The organism is Rhodococcus sp. FH8 (assembly GCF_019266085.1).
GTDB lineage: Bacteria > Actinomycetota > Actinomycetes > Mycobacteriales > Mycobacteriaceae > Rhodococcus_F > Rhodococcus_F qingshengii.
This window is the reverse complement of record NZ_LPNQ01000075.1, coordinates 112,863-138,346: the sequence shown is the minus strand read 5'-3', so window position 1 is coordinate 138,346 and position 25,484 is coordinate 112,863. Positions and strand designations below refer to the sequence as shown.

Annotated in this window: 15 protein-coding genes; 10 read left to right on the top strand and 5 right to left on the bottom strand. The window is 62.9% G+C overall.

Features of this window, described 5'->3' with window-relative positions; translation table 11 throughout:
- The 3 genes from ATN38_RS20980 to ATN38_RS20970 form a co-directional block, all read left to right on the top strand.
- On the top strand, positions 1-12,271 hold a 12,271-nt coding region (locus ATN38_RS20980; RefSeq protein ID WP_218748581.1), incomplete at its 5' end, for a non-ribosomal peptide synthetase.
- Positions 12,272-12,357: 86 nt separating this feature from the next.
- On the top strand, positions 12,358-13,380 hold the full coding sequence (locus tag ATN38_RS20975; protein WP_218748580.1) for an alpha/beta hydrolase family protein: 1,023 nt from the start codon (positions 12,358-12,360) through the stop codon (positions 13,378-13,380).
- 102 nt (positions 13,381-13,482) lie between these two features.
- Positions 13,483-14,304 (top strand): GNAT family N-acetyltransferase, encoded by an 822-nt coding sequence (locus tag ATN38_RS20970; RefSeq protein WP_003944042.1) that lies wholly within the window; start codon positions 13,483-13,485, stop codon positions 14,302-14,304.
- 10 nt (positions 14,305-14,314) lie between these two features.
- Here the strand turns inward: ATN38_RS20970 and ATN38_RS20965 are convergent, their stop codons facing one another.
- The 5 genes from ATN38_RS20965 to ATN38_RS20945 form a co-directional block, all read right to left on the bottom strand.
- Positions 14,315-15,781, bottom strand: coding sequence for an FAD-dependent oxidoreductase (locus ATN38_RS20965; protein ID WP_042450447.1), 1,467 nt, complete (start codon positions 15,779-15,781; stop codon positions 14,315-14,317).
- An 87-nt stretch (positions 15,782-15,868) separates the two neighbouring features.
- Positions 15,869-16,330 (bottom strand): carboxymuconolactone decarboxylase family protein, encoded by a 462-nt coding sequence (locus ATN38_RS20960; protein WP_003944075.1) that lies wholly within the window; start codon positions 16,328-16,330, stop codon positions 15,869-15,871.
- Complete coding sequence (locus tag ATN38_RS20955; protein WP_007728637.1) at positions 16,327-17,262, bottom strand: NAD(P)-dependent oxidoreductase; 936 nt, start codon at positions 17,260-17,262, stop codon at positions 16,327-16,329. The genes ATN38_RS20960 and ATN38_RS20955 overlap by 4 nt, the downstream gene beginning before the upstream one ends.
- Entirely contained in the window at positions 17,259-18,008 is a 750-nt protein-coding gene (locus tag ATN38_RS20950) for an SDR family oxidoreductase (RefSeq protein ID WP_007728639.1), read from the bottom strand. The genes ATN38_RS20955 and ATN38_RS20950 overlap by 4 nt, the downstream gene beginning before the upstream one ends.
- 47 nt (positions 18,009-18,055) lie before the next feature.
- On the bottom strand, positions 18,056-19,522 hold the full coding sequence (locus ATN38_RS20945) for an aldehyde dehydrogenase (RefSeq protein WP_218748579.1): 1,467 nt from the start codon (positions 19,520-19,522) through the stop codon (positions 18,056-18,058).
- A gap of 217 nt (positions 19,523-19,739) precedes the next feature.
- Here ATN38_RS20945 and ATN38_RS20940 point away from each other — a divergent pair, with 217 nt between their 5' ends.
- The 7 genes from ATN38_RS20940 (at position 19,740) to ATN38_RS20910 (ending at position 25,482) form a co-directional block, all read left to right on the top strand.
- Complete coding sequence (locus ATN38_RS20940; protein WP_007728643.1) at positions 19,740-20,597, top strand: mycofactocin-coupled SDR family oxidoreductase; 858 nt, start codon at positions 19,740-19,742, stop codon at positions 20,595-20,597.
- A 136-nt stretch (positions 20,598-20,733) separates the two neighbouring features.
- Positions 20,734-21,300 carry a TetR/AcrR family transcriptional regulator gene (locus ATN38_RS20935; protein WP_024487471.1) on the top strand — a complete coding sequence of 189 codons (567 nt, stop codon included), beginning with the start codon at positions 20,734-20,736 and terminating at the stop codon, positions 21,298-21,300.
- Positions 21,297-22,502: a cytochrome P450 gene (locus ATN38_RS20930; protein ID WP_003944019.1), complete on the top strand. Its 1,206-nt coding sequence runs from the start codon at positions 21,297-21,299 to the stop codon at positions 22,500-22,502. Before ATN38_RS20935 ends, ATN38_RS20930 begins: the two co-directional genes overlap by 4 nt.
- A complete protein-coding gene (locus tag ATN38_RS20925; RefSeq protein ID WP_003944110.1) occupies positions 22,502-23,308 on the top strand; it encodes an SDR family oxidoreductase in 807 nt (268 codons plus the stop codon). The genes ATN38_RS20930 and ATN38_RS20925 overlap by 1 nt, the downstream gene beginning before the upstream one ends.
- Positions 23,305-24,699, top strand: a complete 1,395-nt coding sequence (locus ATN38_RS20920; protein WP_007728646.1) for a cytochrome P450 — start codon at positions 23,305-23,307, stop codon at positions 24,697-24,699. The genes ATN38_RS20925 and ATN38_RS20920 overlap by 4 nt, the downstream gene beginning before the upstream one ends.
- A 2-nt stretch (positions 24,700-24,701) precedes the next feature.
- Entirely contained in the window at positions 24,702-24,893 is a 192-nt protein-coding gene (locus ATN38_RS20915) for a ferredoxin (protein ID WP_020907945.1), read from the top strand.
- A gap of 37 nt (positions 24,894-24,930) precedes the next feature.
- On the top strand, positions 24,931-25,482 hold the full coding sequence (locus ATN38_RS20910) for a hypothetical protein (protein ID WP_007728648.1): 552 nt from the start codon (positions 24,931-24,933) through the stop codon (positions 25,480-25,482).
- The last annotated feature ends 2 nt before the right edge of the window (positions 25,483-25,484 follow it).

Sequence of the window (25,484 nt, the reverse complement as noted above, 5' to 3'; positions counted from 1 at the left end):
TGAGGTGGTGGTCTTGGAGGGGGTGCGGAGGTCTCTTCCGGGGTTCATGGTGCCGTCGGTGGTGGTGGTGTTGGGGGAGTTTCCGGTGACGGTGCATGGGAAGTTGGACCGTAAAGCCCTCCCGGACACTGATTTTGCGAGCGCTGCGTTTCGGATTCCCGCCACTCCTGCCGAAATCGGAATCGCCCGTGCTGTTGCCGACGTTCTCGGTCTCGACCAGGTGGGTGCCGACGACAGTTTCTTCGAACTCGGCGGGGATTCCCTCAGCGCCACTCGAGTCATCGCCCGCATCAACGCCGCATTGCACACCGATATGGGGGTCAATGCACTGTTCGACGCCCCCGTGGTCGCGGACCTGGCGGCCTCGATAGATCCAATCGACTCCGCGCCGGGCGAGCCTGGACCTGAGGAAGCTACTCGTGTGCACATCACGAGTAGGGCACGGCCAGAACGTATTCCGCTGTCGTTCGCGCAATCGCGGATGTGGTTCGTCAACCAGTTCGAAACGTCGTCTCCGCTCTACAACATCCCCGTCGCACTACAACTGGACGGGTTCCTGGATTCGGGTGCGCTCCAAGCCGCGCTGGGTGATGTGGTGGAACGGCACGAATCCCTTCGAACGATCTTTCCTGCGTCCGCAGACGGGCCCTACCAGGTGATCGCCGAACCCGCGGTCGCTGCTCCTCGAATCCACCCCGTGCCGATTCCCGGCGAGGGGCTTTTCACGGACTTGCACGCGTTCTTCGACATCGGATTCGATGTGTCCGAGGAGTTCCCGCTGCACGTGAGGTTACTCCGAACCGGACCGGAGCAGCATGTACTCGCGATCGTTGTTCACCACATCGCCGCAGACGGTTTCTCGATGGCACCACTGGCACGCGACCTGATGAGTGCATATACCGCGCGCACGCAAGGTCGGAGCCCGGACTGGGCGCCGCTGCCGGTTCAGTACGCCGACTACACCCTCTGGCAGCGTGAGATCGTCGACGCAGACGTTGGTCCGGAAACTTCGCCCTCCGCCGAATTCGATTATTGGACAGCGAAGCTGTCGGGTATTCCGGACGTCTTGCCGCTCCCTCTCGATAGACCACGAACCTCGAAACGGTCTGCCGAGGGCGCGGTGGTTTCGATGGACTTCTCGCCCGAGATCCATCGAGCTTTGAACGAACTCGCACACCAGAACGGTTCGTCCCTGTTTATGGTGATGCATGCGGCTCTGGCGGTATTGCTGGCACGGCTCACTACAGCGGACGACGTAGTGATCGGGACTCCGGTCGCAGGTCGCGGTGCATCGGTGTTCGACGATGTGGTCGGGATGTTCGTCAACACGCTCGTCCTTCGCACACCTGTCGCATCCGGAGCAACCTTTGCCGAGGTGTTGGCTGCGGTGCGGTCAACGGATCTCGGTGCTCTGGACCATGCATACATCCCCTTCGAGAGGTTGGTGGATTACCTCTCGCCCGACCGTTCCACCGAGCATTCACCTCTGTTTCAGGTACTCCTCGAATTCCAGACCGATACGGGACTGCGCTTCGACTTGCCGGAACTGACGGTTCGCTCGCTCGATGTCGATCTCGCGGTTGCGAAATTCGATCTGCAACTGAGTGTGATGGAGCACGTCGACGAGCACGGTGAGCCCGCCGGTATCAGCGCCGGTTTCCGTTATGCAACAGATATTTTCGATCGAATGTCGGTGGCGCGCACCGCGGCGCGCTTCGAAAGAGTGATCGGCGCCGTGACCGAGAACCAGTCGGTGGTCGTCGGCGATATCGACATGATTCTGGCCGGCGAACTCAGCGGGGTGCTGGTTGCGCCCACGCCCTCTGGCGCCGGAACAGACGAGGATTCGTTGTCGGATCTCTTCGATCGCACGGCGCTGACGTCCGGTGATGCCGTGGCGGTGCGCTGCGGCGGATTGTCGGTTACCTACCGCGAACTCGACGAGCGAGCAAACCGCCTCGCTCGACTGTTGGTGGCGCAGGGGGTGGGGCCGGAAACCTTGGTGGCAGTCGCGATGGCCCGCTCGATCGACCTGATGGTGGCATTGCTGGCGGTGGTGAAGGCGGGTGGCGGATACGTACCGGTGGACTCGACTTCTCCGGTAAACCGGGTGGACTTCGTGGTGCGTGACGCCCTGCCGAAGTGTGTGCTGACCACTCGGGCCGACGGCGACTACATACGAGACAGTGACGCAATTGCAGACAGCGAGATTCCAGTGATTGCGGTAGACGACCCGGTAATTCTCGATGCGCTGCACAGGTTTTCTCCGCTTGCGGTGACCGACCGAGATCGGCTGCTACCGCTCCGGCCCGAATCGGTGGCCTACGTGATCTACACCTCGGGGTCCACCGGGCGCCCGAAGGGGGTTCAGGTTTCTCACCGCAGCGTCGTGACGTTGCTGGCAAACACCAGAGCGCTCTTCGGCTTCGGCAGCGGCGATGTGTGGACGATGTTCCATTCGGAGGCATTCGACTTCTCGGTCTGGGAAATGTGGGGCGCACTCGCACACGGTGGCCGACTGGTACTGGTCGACTACTTCACGGCCCGTTCACCAGAGGCATTCCTCGAATTGCTACGGCACGAACGTGTCACGGTGCTCAATCAAACTCCCACCGCCTTCTATCAATTGGCGGAAGCCGACCGGCTTACCGGGGGTGCGGCCCTGTCATTGCGCTACGTGATCTTCGGCGGAGAAGCGCTCGACTTCGGACAGTTGACGCGCTGGTACGCCCGTCGCGGGACTTCGTCACCAGATCTGGTCAACATGTACGGCATCACGGAGACCACTGTGCACGTCAGCCATTTACCGCTCGATCGTGTGCTGGTGCGTCAACGATCGGCCTCGGTGATTGGTCGGGCGTTACCCGGATTGCGTGTGTATGTGTTGGATCAGCGGTTGCACCCGGTGCCGCCCGGTGTGGTGGGTGAACTGTATGTCTCCGGTGATCAGGTTTCACGCGGATACCTCGGCCGGTTCGGTCTGACGTCCGCGCGGTTCATTCCCGACCTCGCGGTCAGTGGTGCGCGTATGTATCGATCCGGTGACCTGGGGCGCTGGAACGACAGCGGGCAGCTGGAGTACCTCGGACGAAACGATCTGCAGGTGCAGGTGAAGGGGTACCGAATCGAACTCGGCGAGGTGGAGGCTGCACTGCTCTCCGGAGTGGGCGTGTCTCAGTCGGCGGTGGTAGCCCGCAGAGACCGGTTGGTGGGCTACGTGGTGCCGGAGTCCGGTGCCACTATCTCTCCGGCGGCGTTGCTCGAGTATGTCTCACAGAGGTTGGCGCCCCACATGGTCCCCGCTGTCGTGACGGTTCTCGAGGGTTTGCCGCTGACGGTGAACGGAAAGCTCGACCGGAATGCATTGCCTGAACCTGACTTCGGGCGACAGGCAACCGTAAGTCGTGGCCCCGCGTCCGCGACGGAAAACATCCTTGCGAGTCTGTTCGCCGAAGTTCTGGGACTCGAAGAGGTGGGGGTCGACGATTCGTTCTTCACTCTAGGCGGTGACTCGATCATGTCCATCCAGTTGGTGACGCGCGCCAAGTCTGCCGGAGTTCTGATCACACCGCGCGAGGTGTTCGAACGCAAAACTGTTGCGGCGCTGTCCGAGACGGCCGGAACGGCTGGCAACCGTGTCGTCGTCGACGAATTACCTGGCGGCGGCGTCGGTGAGATCGAATTGACGCCGATCGTCGAATGGATGCTTGACCGTGGTGGAGATTTTCGCCGGTACTCCCAATCTGTTCTGCTCTCGGTTCCTGCCACGCTCGACGAGGTCACGCTGACACTGGCCATGCAGGCTGTGCTGGACCACCACGACATCCTCCGCGCAGGCATCCGGGCGACGCATCATCCTGAATCCGCTCGGCGGATGGACGTTGCGCCTGTAGGTACGGTGCGGGCGGAGACCGTCGTACGCCACGTGAGCCTCGGGGGTTCTGCCGCGGAGACGGTCTCGACAGAACTCGACGCAGCTCTGGGGCGGCTCGACCCGGAGGCAGGTGTGATGGTGCAGGCAGTCCTGCTCGACACCGACGGACAGATTCAAAAGGACCGGCAGAGCCGGAAACAGTTGCTAATCGTGGCGCACCACCTCGTGACGGACGGCGTTTCCTGGCGAATCCTGATCCCCGATCTTGCACTTGCCTGTGCGCAGGTGCAGACAGGCGTCGACCCGTCACTTGCTCCGGTCGGAACCTCGATGCGTCGATGGGCACATGGCCTCGTCGACGCCGCGCGCGAGCCGGATCGGGTCGCTGAAATCGACTATTGGCGAGAGGTGCTCGAGGGCCCGGATCCGACTCTGGGTGTGCGCGCCCTGACGAAGAGGGACACCGCCTCGGCCACCATTGACATCGAAGTACGAGTTCCCACGGGATTGACCGAGGCCGTGTCGACGACAGTTCCGCAGGCGATTCACGGGAGCGTCGAGGACGGATTGTTGACGGCTTTGGCACTTGCGATGGTCCGCTGGCGCATGGACCGCGGCATCGACAATCCGGAGACATTGATCAGTCTCGAGGGGCACGGACGCGAGGAACAGGTGGTTCCCGGGGCAGATCTTGCTCGCACGGTGGGATGGTTCACGACGATCTTCCCGGTGCGGATCGATCTGCGCGGAGTGGATCCGGGTGACGCCTTCGCCGGCGGCCCGGCTGCCGGCGTCGCTGCCAAGACTGTCAAGGAACAACTCCGGGCGGTGCCGGACCGCGGCATCGGCTTCGGGTTGCTGCGCTATCTGAACCGCGAAACGGCACACACTCTTTCGCAACTTCCGGTGCCTCAGATCAGCTTCAACTACCTCGGACGCGTCGGTGGATCCGACGCCGACGCTTCAGCGGGATGGGTACCGATCCGTGACGAGGACCTGCGGACGGTTGCGGCCGTCGATCTCCCACTCGCCAGCGTCCTCGAGGTCAACGTGATGACGGTCGACAGCGATACCGAGGACGGTCCGCAGCTCGTTGCCGGCTGGACGTTCCCACCGGACATTCTGGGTGCGGACGACGTTCGGCAACTGGGGCAGTGGTGGCTCGACGCACTGGCCGGGCTCGCAGAGTTCGCGGCGGGCGGCGGCGGATTCACACCCTCGGACTTCGATCTGGTCGATCTTAGACAGGAGGCGATCGACGACCTCGAAAGTCGGTGTCCCGACCTGAGCGATGTCTGGCCACTCTCTCCACTGCAAGCGGGGTTGTTGTTCCACGCCGAATTGGCCGAACGATCTGTCGACGCATACCTCGTACAAGTGGCTCTCGATCTAGCCGGCGCAGTCGATTCGGAGCGCCTGCGCCGCGCCGCCGACGCGCTGCTCGGCCGGCATGAGAACCTGCGTACCGCCTTCCTTCACAGCGCCGACGGCCGTGCCGTCCAGGTGGTCCGAAGCAACGTGGCAGCGCCGTGGCAGGAAATCGACCTCACTGGTGCACCAGATCAGGAAATTGATCGAGCGCTGGCCGAGGACCGAGCGCGCCCGTTCGACATGGCACGGGCGCCGTTGATCCGATTCACCCTGATCGCTCTCGCCCCCGAAAAGTTCACGCTCGTGCTCACCAATCATCACATCCTTCTGGACGGCTGGTCCATGCCCCTGCTGATCCGGGAATTGGCGACGCTCTATGCCGCCGACGGTCAAGTGGCGGCCTTGCCTCACGCGCGCGCGTATCGCGACTATCTGACCTGGATGAGCTGCCGCGATCAGCAAGCTTCCCGAGCTGTGTGGGCGAGGACGCTGAGCGGAGTCGAAGGACCGACGCTGTTGGCTCCAGCGGTTCGATCGCGTCGACTCTCCACCATGGCGGCCGAGTGGGTGTTCGATCTGGACGAGGAATTCACAACCTCACTTCGCGGAATGGCGCGTGAACTCGGGCTGACGATCAACACGATTGTTCAGGCATCGTGGGGGATCGTCCTTGCTGCACTGACCGGGAGAGACGATGTGGTGTTCGGAGCGACGGTGTCGGGTCGACCTCCCGAGCTGACCGGGATCGAAACCATGGTCGGGCTGTTCATCAACACAATTCCGGTCCGAATCACGCTGCGCCCGAGTGAAAGTATCGGCACACTCCTCGCGCGGATCCAGGCCGAGCAAGCAGAGCTGTCGGATCACCACTGTCTCGGGCTTTCCGAGATCCACGTAGGCGCGGGGCCGGAGATCGGATTCGACACGTTGACTGTGTTCGAATCGTATCCCGTTGACCGTCAGGGGCTTTCGTCCGATACCGATATTGCGGGGGTCCGGATCACCGATGTCGAAGCCAAGGACGCTGCCCACTACCCGCTCAGCCTCGTAGCATCGGTCGACACCAGGCTCCGCCTGAAATTCGAGTACATACCCGAGGTTTTCGGTGCCGCCGACATCGAAGAGATCGCCGGACGACTGCGGCGCGTACTCGAAGCGTGTACCCAGCCGGATCGTCCCTTGGCTGTGGTGTCGGTGCTCGCAGCCTCCGAACATACTGAATTGGTGCCAGTCCGTGGCACGGCCGGCGGGTCGTCGCGCGTCTTCCCGGAGATCTTCGACGAGGCAGCCCAGCGTGATCCGAACGCACCGGCCGTGGAATCGGCGGACGGCAGCATGACCTACGGCGAGCTGGACATCCTTTCCAATCGCATTGCTCGCATGCTCGTCTCGCACGGCCTGGGAACCGAGGACTATGTAGCGGTCGGTGTCCCACGTTCTCTCGCGTCCGTGGTGTCGATACTTGCCGTCGCCAAGACAGGCGCTGCGTTCGTGCCGATCGATCCCGACTATCCGGACGAGCGGATCAATCACATGCTGATCGATTCGAAGGTCAGCTTCGGATTGACCACCACCGCGGGCCGAGATCGATTGCCCGATATCGCGGAGTGGCTGATTATCGACGATCCGCATTTCACTAAGAAGTGCGAGGGATTCTCGGGGAGCCCGTTGACCGACAACGACCGACTCCGTCCGATCGGGTTGGATTCAGCTGCCTACGTGGTCTACACCTCGGGGTCGACCGGCGTGCCCAAGGGCGTGGTGGTCACGCAGCGAGGGCTCGACAACTTCGCCCGAGACCAGCTCGAACGCTACGGCGCAACTCCACAATCACGCACGCTGCACTTCTCCACTCCGAGTTTCGACGGGTCGCTCTTCGAATATCTGCAGGCTTTCGGAGCCGGGGCGACGATGGTTATCGCTCCACCAGGGATCTACGGGGGCGAGGACCTGGCGCAACTTCTGGCAGAACACGCCGTCACGCACGCGTTCGTCACCACGGCGGCATTGGCATCGGTGGACCCGGCTGGGCTGGAACAACTTTTGGAAGTCGTATTCGGGGGCGAGGCGTGCCCGCCCGACCTCGTCGCTCGCTGGGCACCTGGCCGCCGCCTGTACAACGCGTACGGACCGACCGAAGCAACGATCATGTCCAACGTCAGCCCGCCGATGACCGCCGGAGAACCAATCACCATCGGTGGACCCGTCAGGGGCGTCAGCGAACTGGTGCTCGACACTCGACTTCAAGCGGTTCCCGTCGGGGTCCCCGGCGAGCTGTACCTGGCCGGACCAGGCGTGGCACGGGGATATCACCGAAGGGCGGGGTTGACGGCAGAACGCTTTGTTGCCAACCCGGCTGACCCAGGAACGCGGATGTACCGCACCGGCGACATCGTGCGATGGACGGCGGACATGTGTGTCGAGTACGTCGGGCGAAGCGACTTCCAGGTCAAGGTTCGAGGCTTCCGTGTCGAACTCGGTGAGATCGACAGTGTGCTCATGTCGGAGCCCAACGTCGGTTTTGCCGTTACGGTTGCCGATTCCGCCCCCACCGGAGACACCCGACTCGTGTCGTACGTCGTGCCCACGGCGGGTCGACTGGACACCAGGATCCTGAGTCGCGCCGTGGCCCGGCGCTTGCCTTCGCACATGGTGCCTGCCGTTCTCACGGTGCTGGAGAACATTCCGTTGACCGCTGTCGGAAAAGTCGACCGTTCGGCGTTGCCAAGACCCGAAATCGAGACGACCGCAGGGGATTTCCGTCCCCCGATCGGCCCGGTCGAACAGGCAGTGTCGGACGTGTTCGGCGAGGTGCTCGGCCTCGAACGAGTCGGTACCGACATCAGTTTCTTCGAGCTCGGTGGAAATTCTCTGAGCGCCACTTCGGTCGCGGCGAGGCTACGGTCGGTGCTCGGAGCTACCGTAGGCGTGCGGGATCTGTTCGAGACGCCGACGGTCGCCGAGTTGGCTACGGTGATCGGCCAGTCGGTTGCCGAAGGGTCGGAGCGACTGGGACCGCGCCCCCGACCCGACAACATCCCCTTGTCGTTTGCTCAGCAGCGGATGTGGTTCGTCAATCAACTCGACACCAGTTCTCCCGCATACAACATTCCGCTCGTGGTGCGGCTGAGCGGTGAACTCGACAAGCCGGCCTTGAGATCAGCGATGTCCGATGTCATCGCCCGCCACGAATCGCTGCGAACGATGTTTCCGGTCCGCGGTGACGGACCGGTCCAGCACATCGTGCCCACCGAGAGCGCCGAGCTGCCGCAACTGACCGAGACATCGGTGACCGACGAACTTCATCTCCGTGACGAGCTTGCCCGGATGGTCTCGGCCGGGTTCGACGTCGCCGCACGAATTCCCCTGCGGGCAGCGTTGTTCACCATCGATGAGCGCGAACACGTGCTTGCCGTAGTGGTGCACCACATCTCGGCTGACGGCTTCTCGATGTCTCCGTTGACCCGAGACGTGATGATTGCATACGAGGCCCACGCGTACGGCGGGGATCCCCAGTGGACGCCGCTTCCAGTCCAGTACGCCGACTTCGCGCTCTGGCAACGGGAGATTCTGGGCTCAGTCGACGACCCCGGGTCGGTGATCAGTGAGCAGTTGGCTTACTGGCGACGTGCACTGTCAGGTGCTCCCGACCTCTTGGAACTTCCGCTCGATCGAGACCGGCCGACGCAACAGAGTTTTCACGGCTCGCGGATTCACTTCTCGATCAGCAGTGATCTTCACCGCCGTATTCTGAACGTGTCGCGGCAGCACGAGTCCACTGCATTCATGACTGTGCATGCAGCGCTCGCGCTCTTGCTGGCACGTTTGGGCAGCACCGACGACATCGTGATCGGCACGCCGATCGCCGGCCGGGGAGATCGTGCCCTCGATGATCTGGTCGGCATGTTCGTCGGCACGCTCGCACTGCGCACACAGGTGGATCCGGCTCGATCGTTCCGCGAGTTGGTTGAGCATTGCCGCGAAGTCGACCTCGCCGCGTTCGCTCATTCCGACGTGCCCTTCGAGCGGGTAGTGGACGCGGTCGGGCCGAAACGGTCGAGCGCTTATGCACCGATTTCCTCGGTGTCGCTGGAATTCCAGAACAATAAACGACCGATTCTGAAGCTACCGGGACTGGAAGTCCGCGGGATCGACCCTGAACTCGAGGTAGTGAAGGTAGACCTGGAATTCCTTCTGGCCGAGGAGTACGACGATCGCGGTGAACCGGGAGGGATGAGCGGAGCCGTCGACTTTGCCACTGATCTCTTCGACCCCGGTACGGTCGGCGGTTTTGCCGACATGTTCGTTCGTGTGCTCGAGGCCGTGACCCGGAATCCGCAGGTACCGATCGGTGACATCGACCTACTCGGCGATCCCGAACGTCGCGAGTTGACGCCGGCGCATGGGCTCCCCGAAGTACCTCCGAAATTGTGGCCTGAGTTGTTGGCGGACGCCGTGGCGATCGATCCTGACTCGGTGGCCCTGTCGCTCGAGAACCGGCAGCTCAGTTATCGCGACCTGGACGAGTGGTCGAATCGTGTTGCCCGGGAGTTGTGCGGTCGCGGTGTGGGCCCGGAGACCTTCGTGGCACTGGGAATGCCTCGCTCGATCGAATCGGTGGTGGCGATCTGGTCGGTGACCAAAGCCGGAGCGGCTTTTGTGCCTGTCGATCCGGCCTATCCGCGCGAGCGCGTCGAATACATGCTCGCCGATTGCCGAGCCTCGCTCGGTTTGACTGTTCAGACCAGCCGAACTCACCTACCCGACGTTGTTCCCTGGCTGGAACTCGACGACCCACACTTCGCCCGGCGGGTAGCCGCGCTGTCGCCGGAACCGATCACCGATGACGATCGAACCGGTGAACTGAACCTCGATCATCCGGCCTACCTGATCTACACCTCGGGATCTACCGGGAAACCCAAGGGAGTGAACATTACTCATCGAGGTTTGGCGAGCTTCACGGCCGAAACTCGTGAGAGGTTCGAGGTCACTCACGACTCTCATGTCTCTCAGTTGGCATCGCCGAGTTTCGACGCTTCCATCTTCGAGTTGACGATGGCATTCAGCGCCTCGGCGCAAGTCGTGATCGTTCCGCCTGCTGTGTACGGTGGCGCCGAATTGGCCGATGTTTTCCGGCGCGAGCAGGTCACTCATGCCACCATTACACCGACCGCGCTGGCGGCGTTGGGTGACAACGGTTTCGAGGCGCTCCGTGTTCTCGATCTGGTGGGCGAGGCCTGCCCGCCGGAGGTCGTCGCGCAATGGGCGCCGGGTCGGAGGCTGCACAACGGCTACGGCCCGACTGAAACCACCGTGCAGGCGAGCGTCAGCGATTCGATGAAACCCGGTGCGGGAGTGAACATCGGCTCGCCGGCAGTGGGTTTCGGCTTCCTGGTGCTGGACGAGCGTTTGCAGCCCGTCCCGGTGGGCGTGCCGGGGGAGTTGTACATCATCGGCCCAGGTATGGCACGTGGGTACCATAATCGGGCGTCGCTCACGTCGGAACGATTTGTCGCGTGCTCGTACGGGTCGCCGGGGCGCCGGATGTACCGCACCGGAGATGTCGTGCGTTGGCGTGAATCCGGCGGTGACAGTGCCAAAATCGTTGGCTCCGGCGATGGAGTGCATCACACGCTCGAATACATCGGGCGCAGCGACTTCCAGGTCAAGGTCCGTGGTTTTCGGATCGAACTCGGGGAAATCGATGCAGTTCTCTCACGCCATCCGTCGGTGGACTTCGCCGCGACTGTCGGCCACACGGGACCGTCGGGTGAAACGGTCCTGGTGTCGTACGTGCGTGCGTCAGCTGCCGACGCCACCGGCACCGACGAGATACGGGCGTACGCAGCCGACCGACTACCCTCGCACATGGTTCCGTCGGCAGTGGTGCTTCTCGATCGGATTCCGATGACACCGGTGGGCAAGCTCGACCGAAAGGCCTTACCGGAACCCGAATTCGGTTCGGCTGCAGCCGAGTTCCGCGAGCCGGTCACCGACACCGAGCGCGCCGTGGTCGACTCGTTCGTCGAGGTTCTGGGTGTCAGCCGGGTGAGCACTACCGACAGCTTCTTCGACCTGGGCGGGTCCTCCCTGGTGGCCACCCGAATCGTCAGCGCACTGCACTCTCGTTTCCGACGGAGAATCCCGCTTCAGTGGATGTTCCTCGACCCGACACCCGCTGGAATCGCTCGACGCCTCGACATGCCGACAGCCGACGCCGGTATGGAAGAGCTTCTCGCCGTGGTTGTTCCACTGCGGACGAAAGGGACTGGGCGACCGCTGTTCTGTGTGCACCCCGGTATCGGCCTGTCCTGGGGGTATGCCGGCTTGGTGCGGTATCTGCCCGAGGACAGACCCGTGTACGGACTTCAGCTCCCCGCTCTCAGCGACGACGGTGACTATCAGTCGATCGAACAGTTAGCCCATCGCTACGTCGAAGAGGTGGAGGCCGTTTCGCCGGACGGGCCGTACGACTTACTCGGGTGGTCCCTCGGCGGCGTCATCGCGCACGCCATGGCCGTCGAACTGCAATCGTCCGGCCGCGACGTCGCCACACTGGCGATGATGGACAGCTACCCCGACAACGGCGATGCCCCTGCGTCAGCCGAACTCGACGTCCGAGACATACTGCGAGGACTCGGCCTCGAGATCGAGACCGACCGAGATCTGACCTTCGACGAGGCGGCGGCCGTGTTGGCCCGGAGGCTCGGGCCCGAGACGGGAGTCGACGGTCGGGACCTCGAACGGATTGCCCGAGGGTACGAGACTTCGCAGAGAATCACGCACCAGTTCGTTCCCCAGGTCTACGAAGGAGATCTGCTGATCTTCCTGGCATCCGGAGAAGACGACACGATTCCGCGCGACAGGTCGCCGCAGGAATGGAGCCCACTCGTGACGGGCCGGATCGTGGAGGTGCCCGTGCGCTGCGAACACAACGAGATGATCGAACCTCCGGCCATGGCGGTCATCGGACCGGAGCTCGCCCGGGTGCTCTCGATGTTTTCCGGATACCCCGAACGGGCATGACAACTTCAAGCCACCAAGCCGCACGCCCGCGAAGCGAGCGCCACCGAGCTGTTGCCGGGCACCGCAATCGAGCACGAGGAGCGGCAATGAGAAGAATCGGACGTACTCGGGCAATGCTTGTCGTCGCCCTCGTCGCGTGGACGGGACTGTTCGGCGAAGCAGCGTTGGCCTCGGCTGACCCGGCCTGGACATCCCCTTCAGGCGGTTCAGCTCTCGATCACGTCGAGGAGATCAACGCCCGTCAGCTGACTATGTACGTCTACTCGGCTGCGATGGACAAGGTGATTCCGCTCGAGGTGATTCGGCCGGCAGACACAAGTGCGCCCCGGCCGACCCTCTATCTACTCAATGGCGCCGGCGGAGGCGAGGACACGGCGACGTGGCAGACACGGACAGACGTCGTCGACTTCTTCGGCGACAAGAACGTCAACGTCGTCAACCCGATCGGCGGTGCCTACAGCTACTACACCGACTGGGAGAAGCCCGATCCTGTTCTCGGACTGAACAAGTGGACCACATTTCTCACCCAGGAGTTGCCACCGATCGTCGATGCCACGCTCGGGACTACGGGTACGAATGCCGTTGCCGGATTGTCGATGGCAGGTACCTCGGTTCTGAGCCTGGCCGAGGCGGCGCCATCCGTTTACCGTGCCGTCGGTGCTTTCAGCGGGTGTGCCGAGACGAGTACTCAACCCGGTCAGGACTACGTGAGATTCGTGGTCGGATTCCGCGGCGGCAACGTGGACAACATGTGGGGTCCTCCCGGCGGTCCGGGCTGGGTAGCCAACGATCCTGTGGTCAACGCCGAGAGATTGCGGGGGGTCGACCTCTACATCAGCAATGGATCGGGCCTGCCCGGCCCACACGAGAATCTGGGCGGACCGATGGTCGACGGCGACCTCGGCGTTCTGGCGAACCAGGTGATCGTGGGTGGAGTCATCGAGGCCGGGACGAACCAGTGCACCCAGCGTTTGGCCGAGCGGCTCGACTCCTTGGGCATCCCGGCCACCTATGATTTCCGGGCAACTGGCACTCACTCTTGGGGTTACTGGCAGGACGATCTTCACAACTCGTGGTCGATGATTGCCGCGTCGATCGGTGCGCGTTAGCCGGCGAACCCTGGGGTCGGTGGCTGAGTTGTTTCTCACTCCGGGACACTCTTGCCGAACCTAGCCGACCGAACTGCAGGTCAGCGGCGTTATAGTCGCCTCATGAGTTCAGAAACACTCGCTCCCCTCGACACCGACGTACTTGCGCGCAGGTTTGCGTGCCTGGGTGATCCGACGCGGCTGCGAGTGCTCCGACTAGCTGCCGGCGGTCCGATCGACGTCGACACGATTGCACACGCCGCATCACTCGAGCCGTCGGCGTTGAGTGCCCACCTCGAGGCCTTGATCGAGGTCGGTTTTGTCGAGGCTTCGGTGCGTGAAGGCACTTCGGTTGTCAGTGTTGCCGGAACGGCATACTCCGATCTGATGGCAGCGGCCGCCGTCGTGGCTGCTCGTGGTCCGGTCGAAGACACACTGGGAGTTCTTCCCGATGACGTGGTGGTGCGCCGCATGGAATCCGGCGACTGGGATGCCGTCCGCTCGATCTACCGCGAAGGAATCGACACCGGAACCGCGACGTTCACCACCTCGGTGCCATCCGCCGAGAAGCTCGACGCGCAATGGTTACCCGATCATCGATGGGTGGCCGAGATCGACGGTCGCGTCGAAGGCTGGGCGAGCCTCAGCCCGGTGTCCTCGCGAGACTGCTACCGCGGGGTCGCCGAGAACTCCATCTACATCGGTAGCGGCGCTCGCGGGCGCGGCGTGGGCAAGCTGCTGCTTCGCCGACAGGTGCAAGCCGCCGACGCCAGTGAGATCTGGACAGTGCAGTCGTCGATTTTCCCGGAGAACCGGGCAAGCGTCGCCTTGCACCAGGCCGTCGGATTCCGAGTCGTCGGCACTCGCTCGCGTATCGCTCAACTGGGTGGGCGGTGGCGTGACACGTTGTTCCTCGAACGTCGCAGCGAGGACGCTGACATCTGAGAAGAGACGCTCAGCCCTTGGCAGCGCTGATTCCGGCGCGTCGCCCGTAGAAGCTGCCGTCTCCGAGGGACGTTCCGGAGGCATACCCTCCAGCGCAGACACCGGCGGTGCATCGTCCAGCGGCAAACAGACCCAGGATCGGTTCGCCGGAGACGTGCATGACCTCCGAGTTGATCGACGTGCGCAGACCGCCGAGCGTGAATCCGGCGGTGAAATTGCGAAGATCGAGCGCAGCGACGGGTGAGCCGATCGGCTTGACCCACTCCTTCTTCTTTCCCAGTACGGGGTCCTCACCACGGGCGGCGTGGCGGTTGTAGACCTCGACGGTCGACTGGAGGGTGCCTTCCGGCAGACCCATGTCGGATTCGAGTTCCTCGACGGTCTCGGCCACCCACTTGGGCTGGAATCTGAAGAACGGTGTGGAACTGTCGGCGGCGCAGCCCTCTTCGTAGGAAGCTTCGTCGATGATCAGGTAGGCCTGATTCTCGTTGCGCAGCAGCGTCTCCTGGCCGATTCTTCCCGGGTACGTGTCCTCGTTGACGTAGCGCTGGCCGCGTCCGTTGACGAGAATGCCGCGGATCATCAACTGGGGGTCGCCGAAGAACGCGACCTCGGTGGCGTCCATGTGCGCGAGGTCGGCCCCGAGAGCCTGCGCCATCTGGATGGACTTTCCGTCGTGCTCTTCGATAGCCGCACCGGGGCGCCCGATCAGCCGTGGGGCGTACGACTGGATCATCGCTTCGTTGTAGGCGAAGCTTCCCGTCGCCAGAACGACACCCGTGCGTGCTCGAACTGCCACTTCCTTGCCGTACTGCTTGGCGATGATGCCGACCACTCGATCTCCGTCGACGACCAGGCGCTGGACTCGCATGTCGTATTCTGCTCGTACGCCGAGGCTTTCGGCCGTCTCGATCAGTGGCTTCATCAACATGAAACCACCGCCCTTCTCCCCGGTGCGCTTGCCGCTCATCTGTGGAACGTGCCCGCGAGGGGCCGGTGTCGCGATCGTGTTGAACGGTGCCGAGTTCTCGCCGCCGGAATACATGAGTCCGTCGTCGAAGGGTGTTTCCCAGCCGGGTTGGCCGTAGAAACTCTTCTTGAACGGCACACCGTTGTCGACGAGCCAGTTGTAGTGCTCGACGCTGCCTTCGCAGTAGTCGGTGATCTTCTCCTCGTCGGCGCCGGGACCGAGTGCGGCCATCATGAACGATTTCATGTTGGCGGGGGAGTCCTCGAACCCGAGTGCCTGCTGCAACGGGGTCCCGCCGCCCAGATAGATGAATCCGCCTGCCAGCGCCGCAGCGCCGCCCCAGCCGCTCGTGCGCTCGAGCACCAACACGTCGGCGCCCGCTCGCGCGGCCTCGATCGAAGCACTCACTCCGGCAATGCCGTAGCCGGCGACGACGACGTCAGCCTCGAAGTGCCACTGCTCGATGTTTGCGGAGGACTGCGGACGGATTGAGCTGGCCTCGGCCATGGATTCGGATCCTTCGTTCTTCTGGTTGGTTGGTGGGGGAATCGGTGGGTGTGATCGATGCCCTGATGGCAGTATCTCGACCGAAAGTCAGTCGGTGTCCGTTTTCGCGGAATCGGCCGCGGCCTTCTCCTTGGCGCGCGCGGCCTTACGTCTGTCGGCCTTCACGGCGATCAGCGCATTGTTGAGCCCGGTGGCCAGCGGCCAGCCGACGTAGTGGCACAGGAAGATTGCGGCCTCTTCGAACTGCTGCTCGGTCAACTCCTCGTTGTGGAGAGCAGCGTTGATCTGGATCTTCGCCACATCGTTCTGCCCCTGGGCGGTGATGGCACCGATCAGGAGTAGTCGTCGATCACGTACCGACAGTCCCGGTCGCGTCCAGATGTCGGCAAAGAGGTGGTCGGCGGTGACCGCGAAGAAGTCGCCGGGAACGTCGGCGGGAAGCTCCCAGCCGTACACCTCGTTCATCTTCGCGACGCCACGAGCACGGGCCTCGGAGATGCGGCTTTCGTCGGTTCCACCGGCATCGGTCATGTGAGTGGTGTCGGTCATGCGTGCTCCCGAGTAGTAGATGCCGTCGAAGGTTCGGCCGGCCTGTCTTCGCTGTCATTCCCGACGCCCAGACCGGCACCGAGTCCGGCGAGCGCAAGGTGCGCGAGCGGCAGGTCGAGATTCAGCCGATCACCGAGGTCGATGGCCAAGGCCAAGTCCTTCTCCCCGAGATTGCGAACATGCCGCAGTATCGAGAACCACGGGTCGTCCTCCGAGACCGGTGCGGTGGTGTCGCGGAGCATGATCGCGCCCGCGCCACCAGTGATCGCATCGGTGTGCCTGACGACCTTTCCGAGCGTGCGGAGATCGAGTCCTGCTGCTTCGGCGAGTCGCGCGGCCTCGGTCGTGGCGGTGAACGAGACGAAGTGAAGAAGGTTGCGTGCGAGCTTCATTCGCGTTCCAGCGCCGACGTCACCGGCGTGAACCACCAGCTCGGCCCAGGATCCGAAGGGCTCGCGGACGGCTTCGAACGCCTCGTCGGAGCCGCCGATCATCACTGCCAGCCTGCCCTGCGCTGCGCCGCCGGCACCGCCACTGATCGGCGCGTCGACCAGCAGAACACCACGCTGTTGACAGATGTCAGCGAGTTCCACCGCCGTGGTGTCCGAGATAGTGGAGTGAATCGCGACGACAGTGCCTGGCTGTGCGGTCGACAGAATCCCGTGCGGCCCGCACACAACCTCGCGAACCTGCGCGTCGTCGAGCACCGTGACGGAGATGATGCTCGCCTGCGCTGCAACGTCGGCGGGCGTCGATGCTGCGCTCGCGCCCGCAGCGGTGAACGGTTCGAGCGCTTCTGCGCGGGCATCACACACCACCAGTCCGCCCGGCCAGTCCAGGAGGCGCTGCGCCATCGGCGCGCCCATGTTGCCTAGGCCGATGTATCCCAGTCTGGTTTTCGAAGCGCTGGCTTTCGGCGCCGATTGCGTCATGACCGGTACACCTGGCCTCCGTCGACGTTGAAGATCTGCCCGGTCACCCAGCCTGCGTCGTCGGAGAGAAGGAACAGGCACATGCCGACGAGATCCTCCGGCGTTCCCATGCGCTGCAACGGGATTCGCTTCACCATGTCCTTGACGATGTTGCCGGGGGTGACGGTTCGAGTCGCCTCCGTGTCGATGGGACCGGGAGCGATGGCGTTGATCCGGATGTTCGACCAGCCGAGTTCGGTCGCGAGTTGTTGTGTCAGGCTGTTGACACCGGCTTTCGCGAGTCCGTAGTAGTTCGAGTACAGCCAGGCTGCTGTGGAGGACTGGTTGACGATCGAACCGCCCTTCGCTCGCATATGAGGTACGACCGCCCGGCACACGTGCAGTGCGCCGTCCATGTTGACGCTCATGAACTTTCGGTAGTAGTCCCAGTCCACCGTCAACAGGGAATCGATCTTCATTCCGCCGTAGATGGCAGCGTTGTTCACCAGATGCTCGATGCTGCCGAACTGCTCGATCGTGAAGTCGGCAAGTGCCGCAGTCGACTCCCCGTCGGCGACGTCGACGTCCTTGAACACGGCACTTCCACCGTCTGCCGTGATCTGCTTGGCGACAGCTTCACCGAGTTCGCGATTGAGGTCCGCCACGACCACGTTGGCCCCCTCCGCGGCCAGAGCGCGGGCATACGCCTCTCCGATACCCTGCGCTGCTCCGGTGACTATCGCGGTGCGACCGTCGAAACGTCCCATGTCGACCTACTTTCGTGGTGATGATCCTGTGGTGAGGGTGTGGAATGTCAGGAAGGTGAAGCGACGAGCTTGGTTTCGAGGTATTCCTCGAAACCCGCGAGGCCCATTTCGCGGCCGATCCCGGATTGTTTGTAGCCGCCGAACGGTGCGTCGGCCGAATACCAGACGCCGCCGTTGACGCTCAGCGTTCCGGTTCTGACACCGGCAACGACGTGCGCGACGCGATCGGGATCGGTGCCCCACACCGACCCGGACAGGCCGTAGGGGGAATCGTTGGCAATCCGGATAGCGTCGTCGTCGTTGTCGTACGGAAGGATCACGAGGACGGGCCCGAAAATCTCCTCCTGCGCTACGCGAGACGAGTTGTCCAGCCCGGCAATGAGAGTGGGTTCGACGAAGAAACCCCTCTCGCGATCGTCGGGACGGCCCCCACCCGTCACGATCGTGCCGCCCTCTTCGACCGCGAGGGTGAGGTAGCTCTCCACCCTGGCGCGCTGGCGCGCCGAGATGACCGGGCCACACACCGTTCCGCGCGCGCTGGGGTCGCCGGCTCGGATACCCGCCATCGCGGCAGATGCCGCGGCCAGAGCATCGTCGTACCGAGCGCGCGGCACCAGAAGTCTGGTACTGAGCGCGCATCCCTGACCGGCATGAACGCAGACGGAGAACGCGGCAACCGAGCATGCACCTTTGATGTCCGCATCGTCGAGGACGATGAATGCGGACTTACCCCCGAGTTCGAGGAAGACCTTCTTGAGAGTTTGCGCGGCCGTGGCCATCACTGTGCGTCCGGTGGCGGTGGAACCGGTGAAGGACACGAGATCGACGCGCGGATCGCTGCACAGCTGCGCGCCTAGGGAGTGATCCGTCGACGTCACGACGTTGACTACGCCGGCCGGGATCTCGGTTTCTTCTGCAATCACCTTGGCGACCAGCGCGGCGCACCAGGGCGTGTCCGGCGCGGGTTTGAGAACGACGGTGTTGCCGGCTGCGAGGGCGGGACCAAGCTTGGCGAAATTGATCTGGTGCGGAAAGTTCCACGGTGTGATTGCGCCGACGACGCCGACGGCTTCCTTGAGCAGTCGGCGATGGGTCGGAATCCCCATGGGTGACGCGTGCCCGAGATCTTGTTCCCACGAATAGGTTTCGATCAGATCGGCCCAGTAGCGAAGATCTTCGATCGGGCCTTCGAGTTGCGGACCGCTCGTCAGCATGACCGGTGCGCCGACCTCGGCGACGGTGATCTCACGCAACTCCTCGATGTGGGACTGGAGTGCATCGCACAGTTGGCGCAGGCAGCGAGCGCGAAACCCGTGATCGCGTGCCCATTCGGTGTCGTCGAACGCACGGCGCGCAGCGGCGATGGCCGCGTCCATGTCCGCGGCGGTGCCTTCGGCCGCACGGCCGATCAGTTCCTCGGTCGCCGGGTTGAAAACTTCGAAGGTCCCGCCGGATCCGGGAACCAGTTTTCCGTCGACGAGAAGTGCAGAACTGTCTGCGGGTCGAAGCGTCATAGCGCAAACCCTCTCTTTCTGGACATGTGTCTGGACTCTAGTTCACACTTGTGGTTGAGGCAATGGTTTTTGGGGCATAAGAGATTTCGAGAGCCCAGCGGTCTCGAGAGGGTCTCGGATCTGCTTCGACGAAAAGCGCCTCGTGTCCGGTGCGGCGCCGCTACGGTTCACCGCACATTCACAACCACGTCTTCACATCCACAGGAGAGAGGTCGAAATGAACAGAGTTGACGGAAAAGTGGTGTTGGTGACCGGCGCTGCTCGAGGTCAGGGGCGCAGTCACGCCGTCCGTCTCGCGCAGGAGGGCGCGCACATCATCGCCTTCGATCTGTGCGCAGACATCGCCAGCAACGAATACCCGCTCGCCAGTCCAGCCGATCTGGAGGAAACCGCTCGCCTGGTGAAAGAGGCCGGGCAGCAGGTGGTGACGGCGCGTGTCGACGTCCGTGATCGCGCCGGACTCGAAACAGCACTTGCCGAGGCGGTAGGGCAGTTGGGCGGATTGCATGTCGTCGTGGCGAACGCCGGTATCTGTCCGCTGGGCAAACACGTGTCGACCGCCGGTTTCGTCGACGCCTTCGATGTGAACTTTCTCGGTGTCGTCAATACAGTGCACGCGTCGATGGAATACCTCGGCGAAGGGGGTTCGATCATCGCGATCGGCTCTGTTGCCGGTCTGGTGCCGCAGACCGGATTCAACGGGCAACAGGCGCTGCAGGGTCCGGGTGGCGACGGATACGGCCTGGCCAAGAAGCTGATTCAGGCCTACACCAGTTCGTTGGCGCTGACCCTCGGGCCGAGTTCCATTCGCGTCAACGCGATTCATCCGACCAATGTGAACACCGACATGTTGCAGAGCATGCCGATGTACCGGACGTTCCGTCCCGACCTCGAGAATCCGACCGCCGAGGATGCGGCTGTGACGTTCCCGTTCATGCAGGCGATGCCGACCCCGTGGGTCGAACCCGCGGACATCTCGCATGCAGTCGTGTACCTGTCCTCGGACGAGTCGCGATTCGTCACCGGCCAGCAACTGCGCGTGGACGCTGGTGCCGGGATGAAGATCGGTCTGTAGTAGAACTTTTCGCGTTGCTGCTGCCTGTTCGTGGTGAATTTTCCAAGTTTCCCCATTTCGTTGCCCTGGACAGGACGCTGTAGTAACGTCCAGACACGTGTCCAGCAAACGGAGCGATTCAAGTGGCGGGGGATCGATTGTCTACGAATCCACTCGCAGGCGCCTCACGGGCAAACAGGCGGAAACTGTGGCCAGGCTTGCCGAAGCAACAGTGAAAGTTCTACGCAAACAAGAGTTTTCCGGACTGACTGTCCGTTCGGTTGCGGCCGAAGCGGGCGTAGGAACTGCGACCGCCTACACGTATTTCGCGTCCAAGGAGCATCTCGTCGCAGAGGTTTTCTGGCGAAGACTTCAGAACTCGTCGGCGCCTGATGGCTCAGGGTTGGATCGTACCGCGCACGTGCTGTCTGTACTTCGAAATATCGCGCTGCTTCTCGCGGACGAACCGGAGGTATCGGCCGCCGTGACCAATGCACTGCTCGGATCCGACCCTGAAGTGGAACATCTTCGCGGCCGGATCGGGCTCGAGATCCATCAACGACTCGCCTCGGCGTTGGATCCGAATGGCGAACCCGAAGTGTTGGAAGCGCTCGAAATGCTTTATGCCGGGGCGCTTCTGCGGGCAGGGATCGGCTACGGAACCTACGCGCAAATCGCTGGACGCCTCGAGGCCTCAGCTCTACTGATCCTGGAGAAATCATGACAGAAGCTTTGATCGATCCGGTGGTCTTCAATCCGTACGACTACCACTTTCACGACGATCCGTATCCGACGTACAAGCGTCTGCGCGAAGAATCACCCCTGTATCACAATCCGGACGTGGGCTTTTGGGCATTGTCGCGATATGCGGACGTGGTCGACGGATTCAAGGACAACAAGCGTCTGTCGAGCGCAAACGGAGTATCACTCGACCCCGCTGCATACGGTCCACACGCGCATTATGTGATGTCGTTTCTCGCTATGGATGATCCCCGCCATATGCGGTTGCGCCAGTTGGTTTCTCGCGGATTCACACCGCGGCGTGTTGCGGAGCTCGACGGCCGGATACTCGAACTGACGAAGCAACATCTGATACCCGCGCTGGGCGCGGGGGAGTTCGACTGGATTACGGAGGTGGCGGGAAAGCTGCCGATGGACGTCATCTCCGAACTCATGGGTGTCCCCGAACCCGACCGAGCCGAACTGCGGCGCAAGGCGGATCTGGTGGTGCATCGAGAGGCGGGTGTTCTCGACGTGCCGCAACCTGCGGTGGAGGCTTCGATCAGTTTGATGGGCTACTACAAGGAGATGATCGCGCAGCGTCGCCGATCGCGGACGGACGATCTGACCTCGGCCTTGCTCGACGCCGAGATCGACGGAGACAAGCTTTCGGACCAGGAGATCCTCGGATTCATGTTTCTGATGGTCGTGGCCGGAAACGAGACCACGACCAAGCTTCTCGGAAACGCTCTGTACTGGGGTTCGCACCACCGGGAGCAGATCGCACCGGTCCTCGACGATCCCGAACGAGCCTCGGAATGGGTGGAAGAGACTCTTCGCTACGACACGTCGAGCCAGATCGTGGCTCGGACTTCGGTTGTCGACCTCGAATATCACGGACGCACCATTCCGGCGGGGGAGAAGGTCCTGCTCCTGATCGGATCGGCCAACCGAGACGCCGACGTCTTCGACGATGCCGACAGCTTCCAGATCGGCCGGAGTTCGTCGGGCAAACTCGCGAGTTTCGGTGGTGGCGTGCACTTCTGCCTCGGTGCCCACCTTGCCAAGCTCGAAGCCAAGATCGCCCTGGCGGAGTTCGGGCGTCGGGTCAGCGACTACGAAGTCGTCGAGTCCGGAATCGAGCGTGTTCATTCGACAAATGTCCGGGGCTTTGCGGCCCTGCCGGTGAAAGTTCAGGTGCGCTGATGCCTCGTTTCGAACCCAATCCCGTTCGCCGGCCGGCACTGATCAGTGGTGCGTCGTCGGGAATCGGCACAGCCACCGCGTATGCCCTGGCCGAACTCGGGCATCCGGTTGCACTCGGTGCGCGTCGAGTCGCCGAATGCGAAGCCATCGCCGAGAAGATCCGCAGCAACGGTGGTGAAGCGTTCGCCCACTTCCTCGACGTCACGGACGGTGATTCGGTCGACGGGTTCGTCTCGGCCGCAGAGGCAGTCCACGGCCCCGCGGAAATCGTCGTCTCCGGTGCCGGAGACCTCGAATTCGGGGCTGCGGACGAGATGAATCCTGAGGCGTTTCTACGGCAGATCCAAGTTCACCTCGTCGGTGCGCAGCGATTGGCGCATCGCGTACTCCCCGGTATGAGGCAACGACAGCGCGGTGACTTCGTACTGATCGGCTCGGATTGTGCCGAGCGCCAGCGTCCACTCATGGGTGCGTACGACGCAGCGAAGGCCGGGCTCGAGGCAATGGGGCGTCAGATGCGAATGGAGCTCGAGGGAACAGGCATTCGCGCGTCGATCGTGCGACCCGGGCCGACACTGACCGGCATGGGGATGGACACGACGCCGGAGATCATCGGACCGGTCGGGGAATCGTGGAGCAAGTGGGGGTTCGCCCGCCATGGTTACTTTCTGCGCGCCTCGGACATCGCCAATGCCATCGTCGCCGTTGTGTCGGCGCCGCGAGGAGCACACATCGTGCTCGTCGAAGTTCAGCCCGAGGCGCCACTGGACAAACTTCCCACTGCGAACTCACAGGAGACGACATGACGCACGGAGTGCAAGAGACGTCGCGAACACTGCCAGAGCCGCCGCGGGTGTCCGGCGGGGATCTCCCGCACGGGCATCTCGAGGAACTGCGAACCGACCCGATAGCGCTCATGCGCCGGGTGCGTGAGGAATGTGGTGACGTCGGCGCCTTTCAACTTGCCGACCGCACAGTGATCTTGCTGTCCGGAGCCGAGGCAAACGAGTTCTTCTTCCGCTCCACCGACGAGGATCTCGACCAACAAGCGGCTTACCCCTTCATGAAGCCGATATTCGGTGAAGGCGTCGTCTTCGACGCCAGCCCGGAGCGGCGTAAAGAGATGCTGCACAACTCGGCTCTGCGCGGCGAACAGATGCGCGGGCACGCCGCCACGATCGGCCGCGAAGTCGAGGCGATGGTCGCGCAGTGGGGAGACGAAGGCGAGATCGATCTGCTCGACTTCTTCGCCGAGCTGACCATCTATACCTCGTCGGCGTGCCTGATCGGCAAGAAGTTCCGCGACGAACTGGATGATAGCTTCGCCAAGCTGTATCACGAGCTCGAACAGGGAACGGATGCATTGGCTTTCGTGGATCCGTACGCGCCGATCGAGAGTTTCCGCCGCCGCGACGAGGCCCGGTTGGCGTTGGTCGCTCTGGTACAGGACATCATGAACGGGCGCATCGCGAATCCTCCGCAGGGCAAGGATGACCGCGACATGTTGGACGTGTTGGTCTCGGTCAAGGACGAGAACGGCGACCTCCGGTTCAGTGCCGACGAGATCACCGGAATCTTCATCTCGATGATGTTCGCCGGCCACCATACGACTTCCGGCACGGCAGCGTGGTCGCTGATCGAGATGTTGCGGCATCCCGACACCATGACGGACGTCGTCGACGAACTCGACAATCTGTACTCCGACGGCGCCGACATCAGTTTTCATGCCCTGCGCCAGATTCCGGTTCTCGAGGCTGTGGTCAAGGAAACCCTTCGACTGCATCCGCCGTTGATCATCCTGTTGCGGGTGGCACGTGGAGATTTCGAAGTGGGCGGCTTCGAGATCCGAGAGGGCCATCTTGTCGCCGCGACACCCGCGATCTCCAATCGAATCGCCGAGGACTTTCCCCGGCCGGACACCTTCGATCCCGGGAGGTACATCGACCCGAATCAAGAGGACATCGTCAACCGCTGGACGTGGATTCCGTTCGGAGCCGGCCGGCATCGCTGCGTCGGCGCTGCGTTCGCCCAGATGCAGCTCAAAGCGATCTTCTCGATCCTGCTGCGGGACTTCGAGTTCGAGATGGCGCAGCCGTCGGAATCCTACCGAAACGACCACAGCAAGATGGTCGTCCAGTTGCAGCAGCCGTGCGCGGTGAGGTACCGGCGCCGAACACGTCCCGGGCGTGAGGGGTGATCATGCACGTCGAAGTCGACCTCGACCTGTGCCAAGGCCATGCGGCGTGTGAGCTGGAGGCACCGGAGATCTTTGTCGTCCCGAAGCGGGGGAAGGTCAGTCTTCTGGACTCGGACCCACCCGAGTCGCTCCGCGGTGAAGCCGAGATGGCGGTCAGGTACTGCCCGACCGGCGCCCTGAGAATTGTCGATTGATTGCAGCGAATTCATGTGCTCGAGGGAGGAAGTTCAGATGACGGGTTTCGACCGCGCAGAGCTCGACGAGATGGTCCAACGCTGGATCGAGGCGAACAAAAAGGCCGAAGCCGCCGGCGATTGGAAACCGTTGGCGGACATGTATACCGAGGACGCCACGTACGGGTGGAACTACGGCCCCAAGCAGGATTTCATGGCGGTGGGGCGCGAGGAGATTCGCGAAGTCGCGCTCGGTCTCGAGATGAAGGGCCTCGAAGGCTGGGAGTATCCGTATCAAGACTTTGTGATCGACGACCGTAGCGGAAACGTGATCGGCTTGTGGAAGCAGATTTCCGATGCCAAGCGTGAGGACGGTAGCAACTACTCCGTCTACGGTATCGGTGGTAGTTGGTTCCGCTACGGCGGGGATTTCCAATGGTCCTGGCAGCGTGACTTCTTCGACTTCGGGAACGTGTCGGCACTGTTCATGGAGATGATCGGCAACAACGCTCTCTCGAAGGGGATGCAGGGCCGGATCCAGCGATCGATCTCGGGCGACCCGCTACCGGGCTGGTATCCGGTGGGCACCGCGCCGGTTTCGCTGTGGTGAGT

Bases quoted from the DNA above. Each gene is read 5' to 3' on its own strand.
- ATN38_RS20925 (WP_003944110.1), top strand. From the start codon at position 22,502: ATGCCTCGTTTCGAACCCAATCCCGTTCGCCGGCCGGCACTGATCAGT.
- ATN38_RS20940 (WP_007728643.1), top strand. From the start codon at position 19,740: ATGAACAGAGTTGACGGAAAAGTGGTGTTGGTGACCGGCGCTGCTCGA.
- ATN38_RS20970 (WP_003944042.1), top strand. From the start codon at position 13,483: ATGAGTTCAGAAACACTCGCTCCCCTCGACACCGACGTACTTGCGCGC.
- ATN38_RS20920 (WP_007728646.1), top strand. From the start codon at position 23,305: ATGACGCACGGAGTGCAAGAGACGTCGCGAACACTGCCAGAGCCGCCG.
- ATN38_RS20955 (WP_007728637.1), bottom strand. From the start codon at position 17,262: ATGACGCAATCGGCGCCGAAAGCCAGCGCTTCGAAAACCAGACTGGGA.
- ATN38_RS20945 (WP_218748579.1), bottom strand. From the start codon at position 19,522: ATGACGCTTCGACCCGCAGACAGTTCTGCACTTCTCGTCGACGGAAAA.
- ATN38_RS20975 (WP_218748580.1), top strand. From the start codon at position 12,358: ATGAGAAGAATCGGACGTACTCGGGCAATGCTTGTCGTCGCCCTCGTC.
- ATN38_RS20965 (WP_042450447.1), bottom strand. From the start codon at position 15,781: ATGGCCGAGGCCAGCTCAATCCGTCCGCAGTCCTCCGCAAACATCGAG.
- ATN38_RS20915 (WP_020907945.1), top strand. From the start codon at position 24,702: ATGCACGTCGAAGTCGACCTCGACCTGTGCCAAGGCCATGCGGCGTGT.
- ATN38_RS20930 (WP_003944019.1), top strand. From the start codon at position 21,297: ATGACAGAAGCTTTGATCGATCCGGTGGTCTTCAATCCGTACGACTAC.
- ATN38_RS20950 (WP_007728639.1), bottom strand. From the start codon at position 18,008: ATGGGACGTTTCGACGGTCGCACCGCGATAGTCACCGGAGCAGCGCAG.
- ATN38_RS20910 (WP_007728648.1), top strand. From the start codon at position 24,931: ATGACGGGTTTCGACCGCGCAGAGCTCGACGAGATGGTCCAACGCTGG.
- ATN38_RS20960 (WP_003944075.1), bottom strand. From the start codon at position 16,330: ATGACCGACACCACTCACATGACCGATGCCGGTGGAACCGACGAAAGC.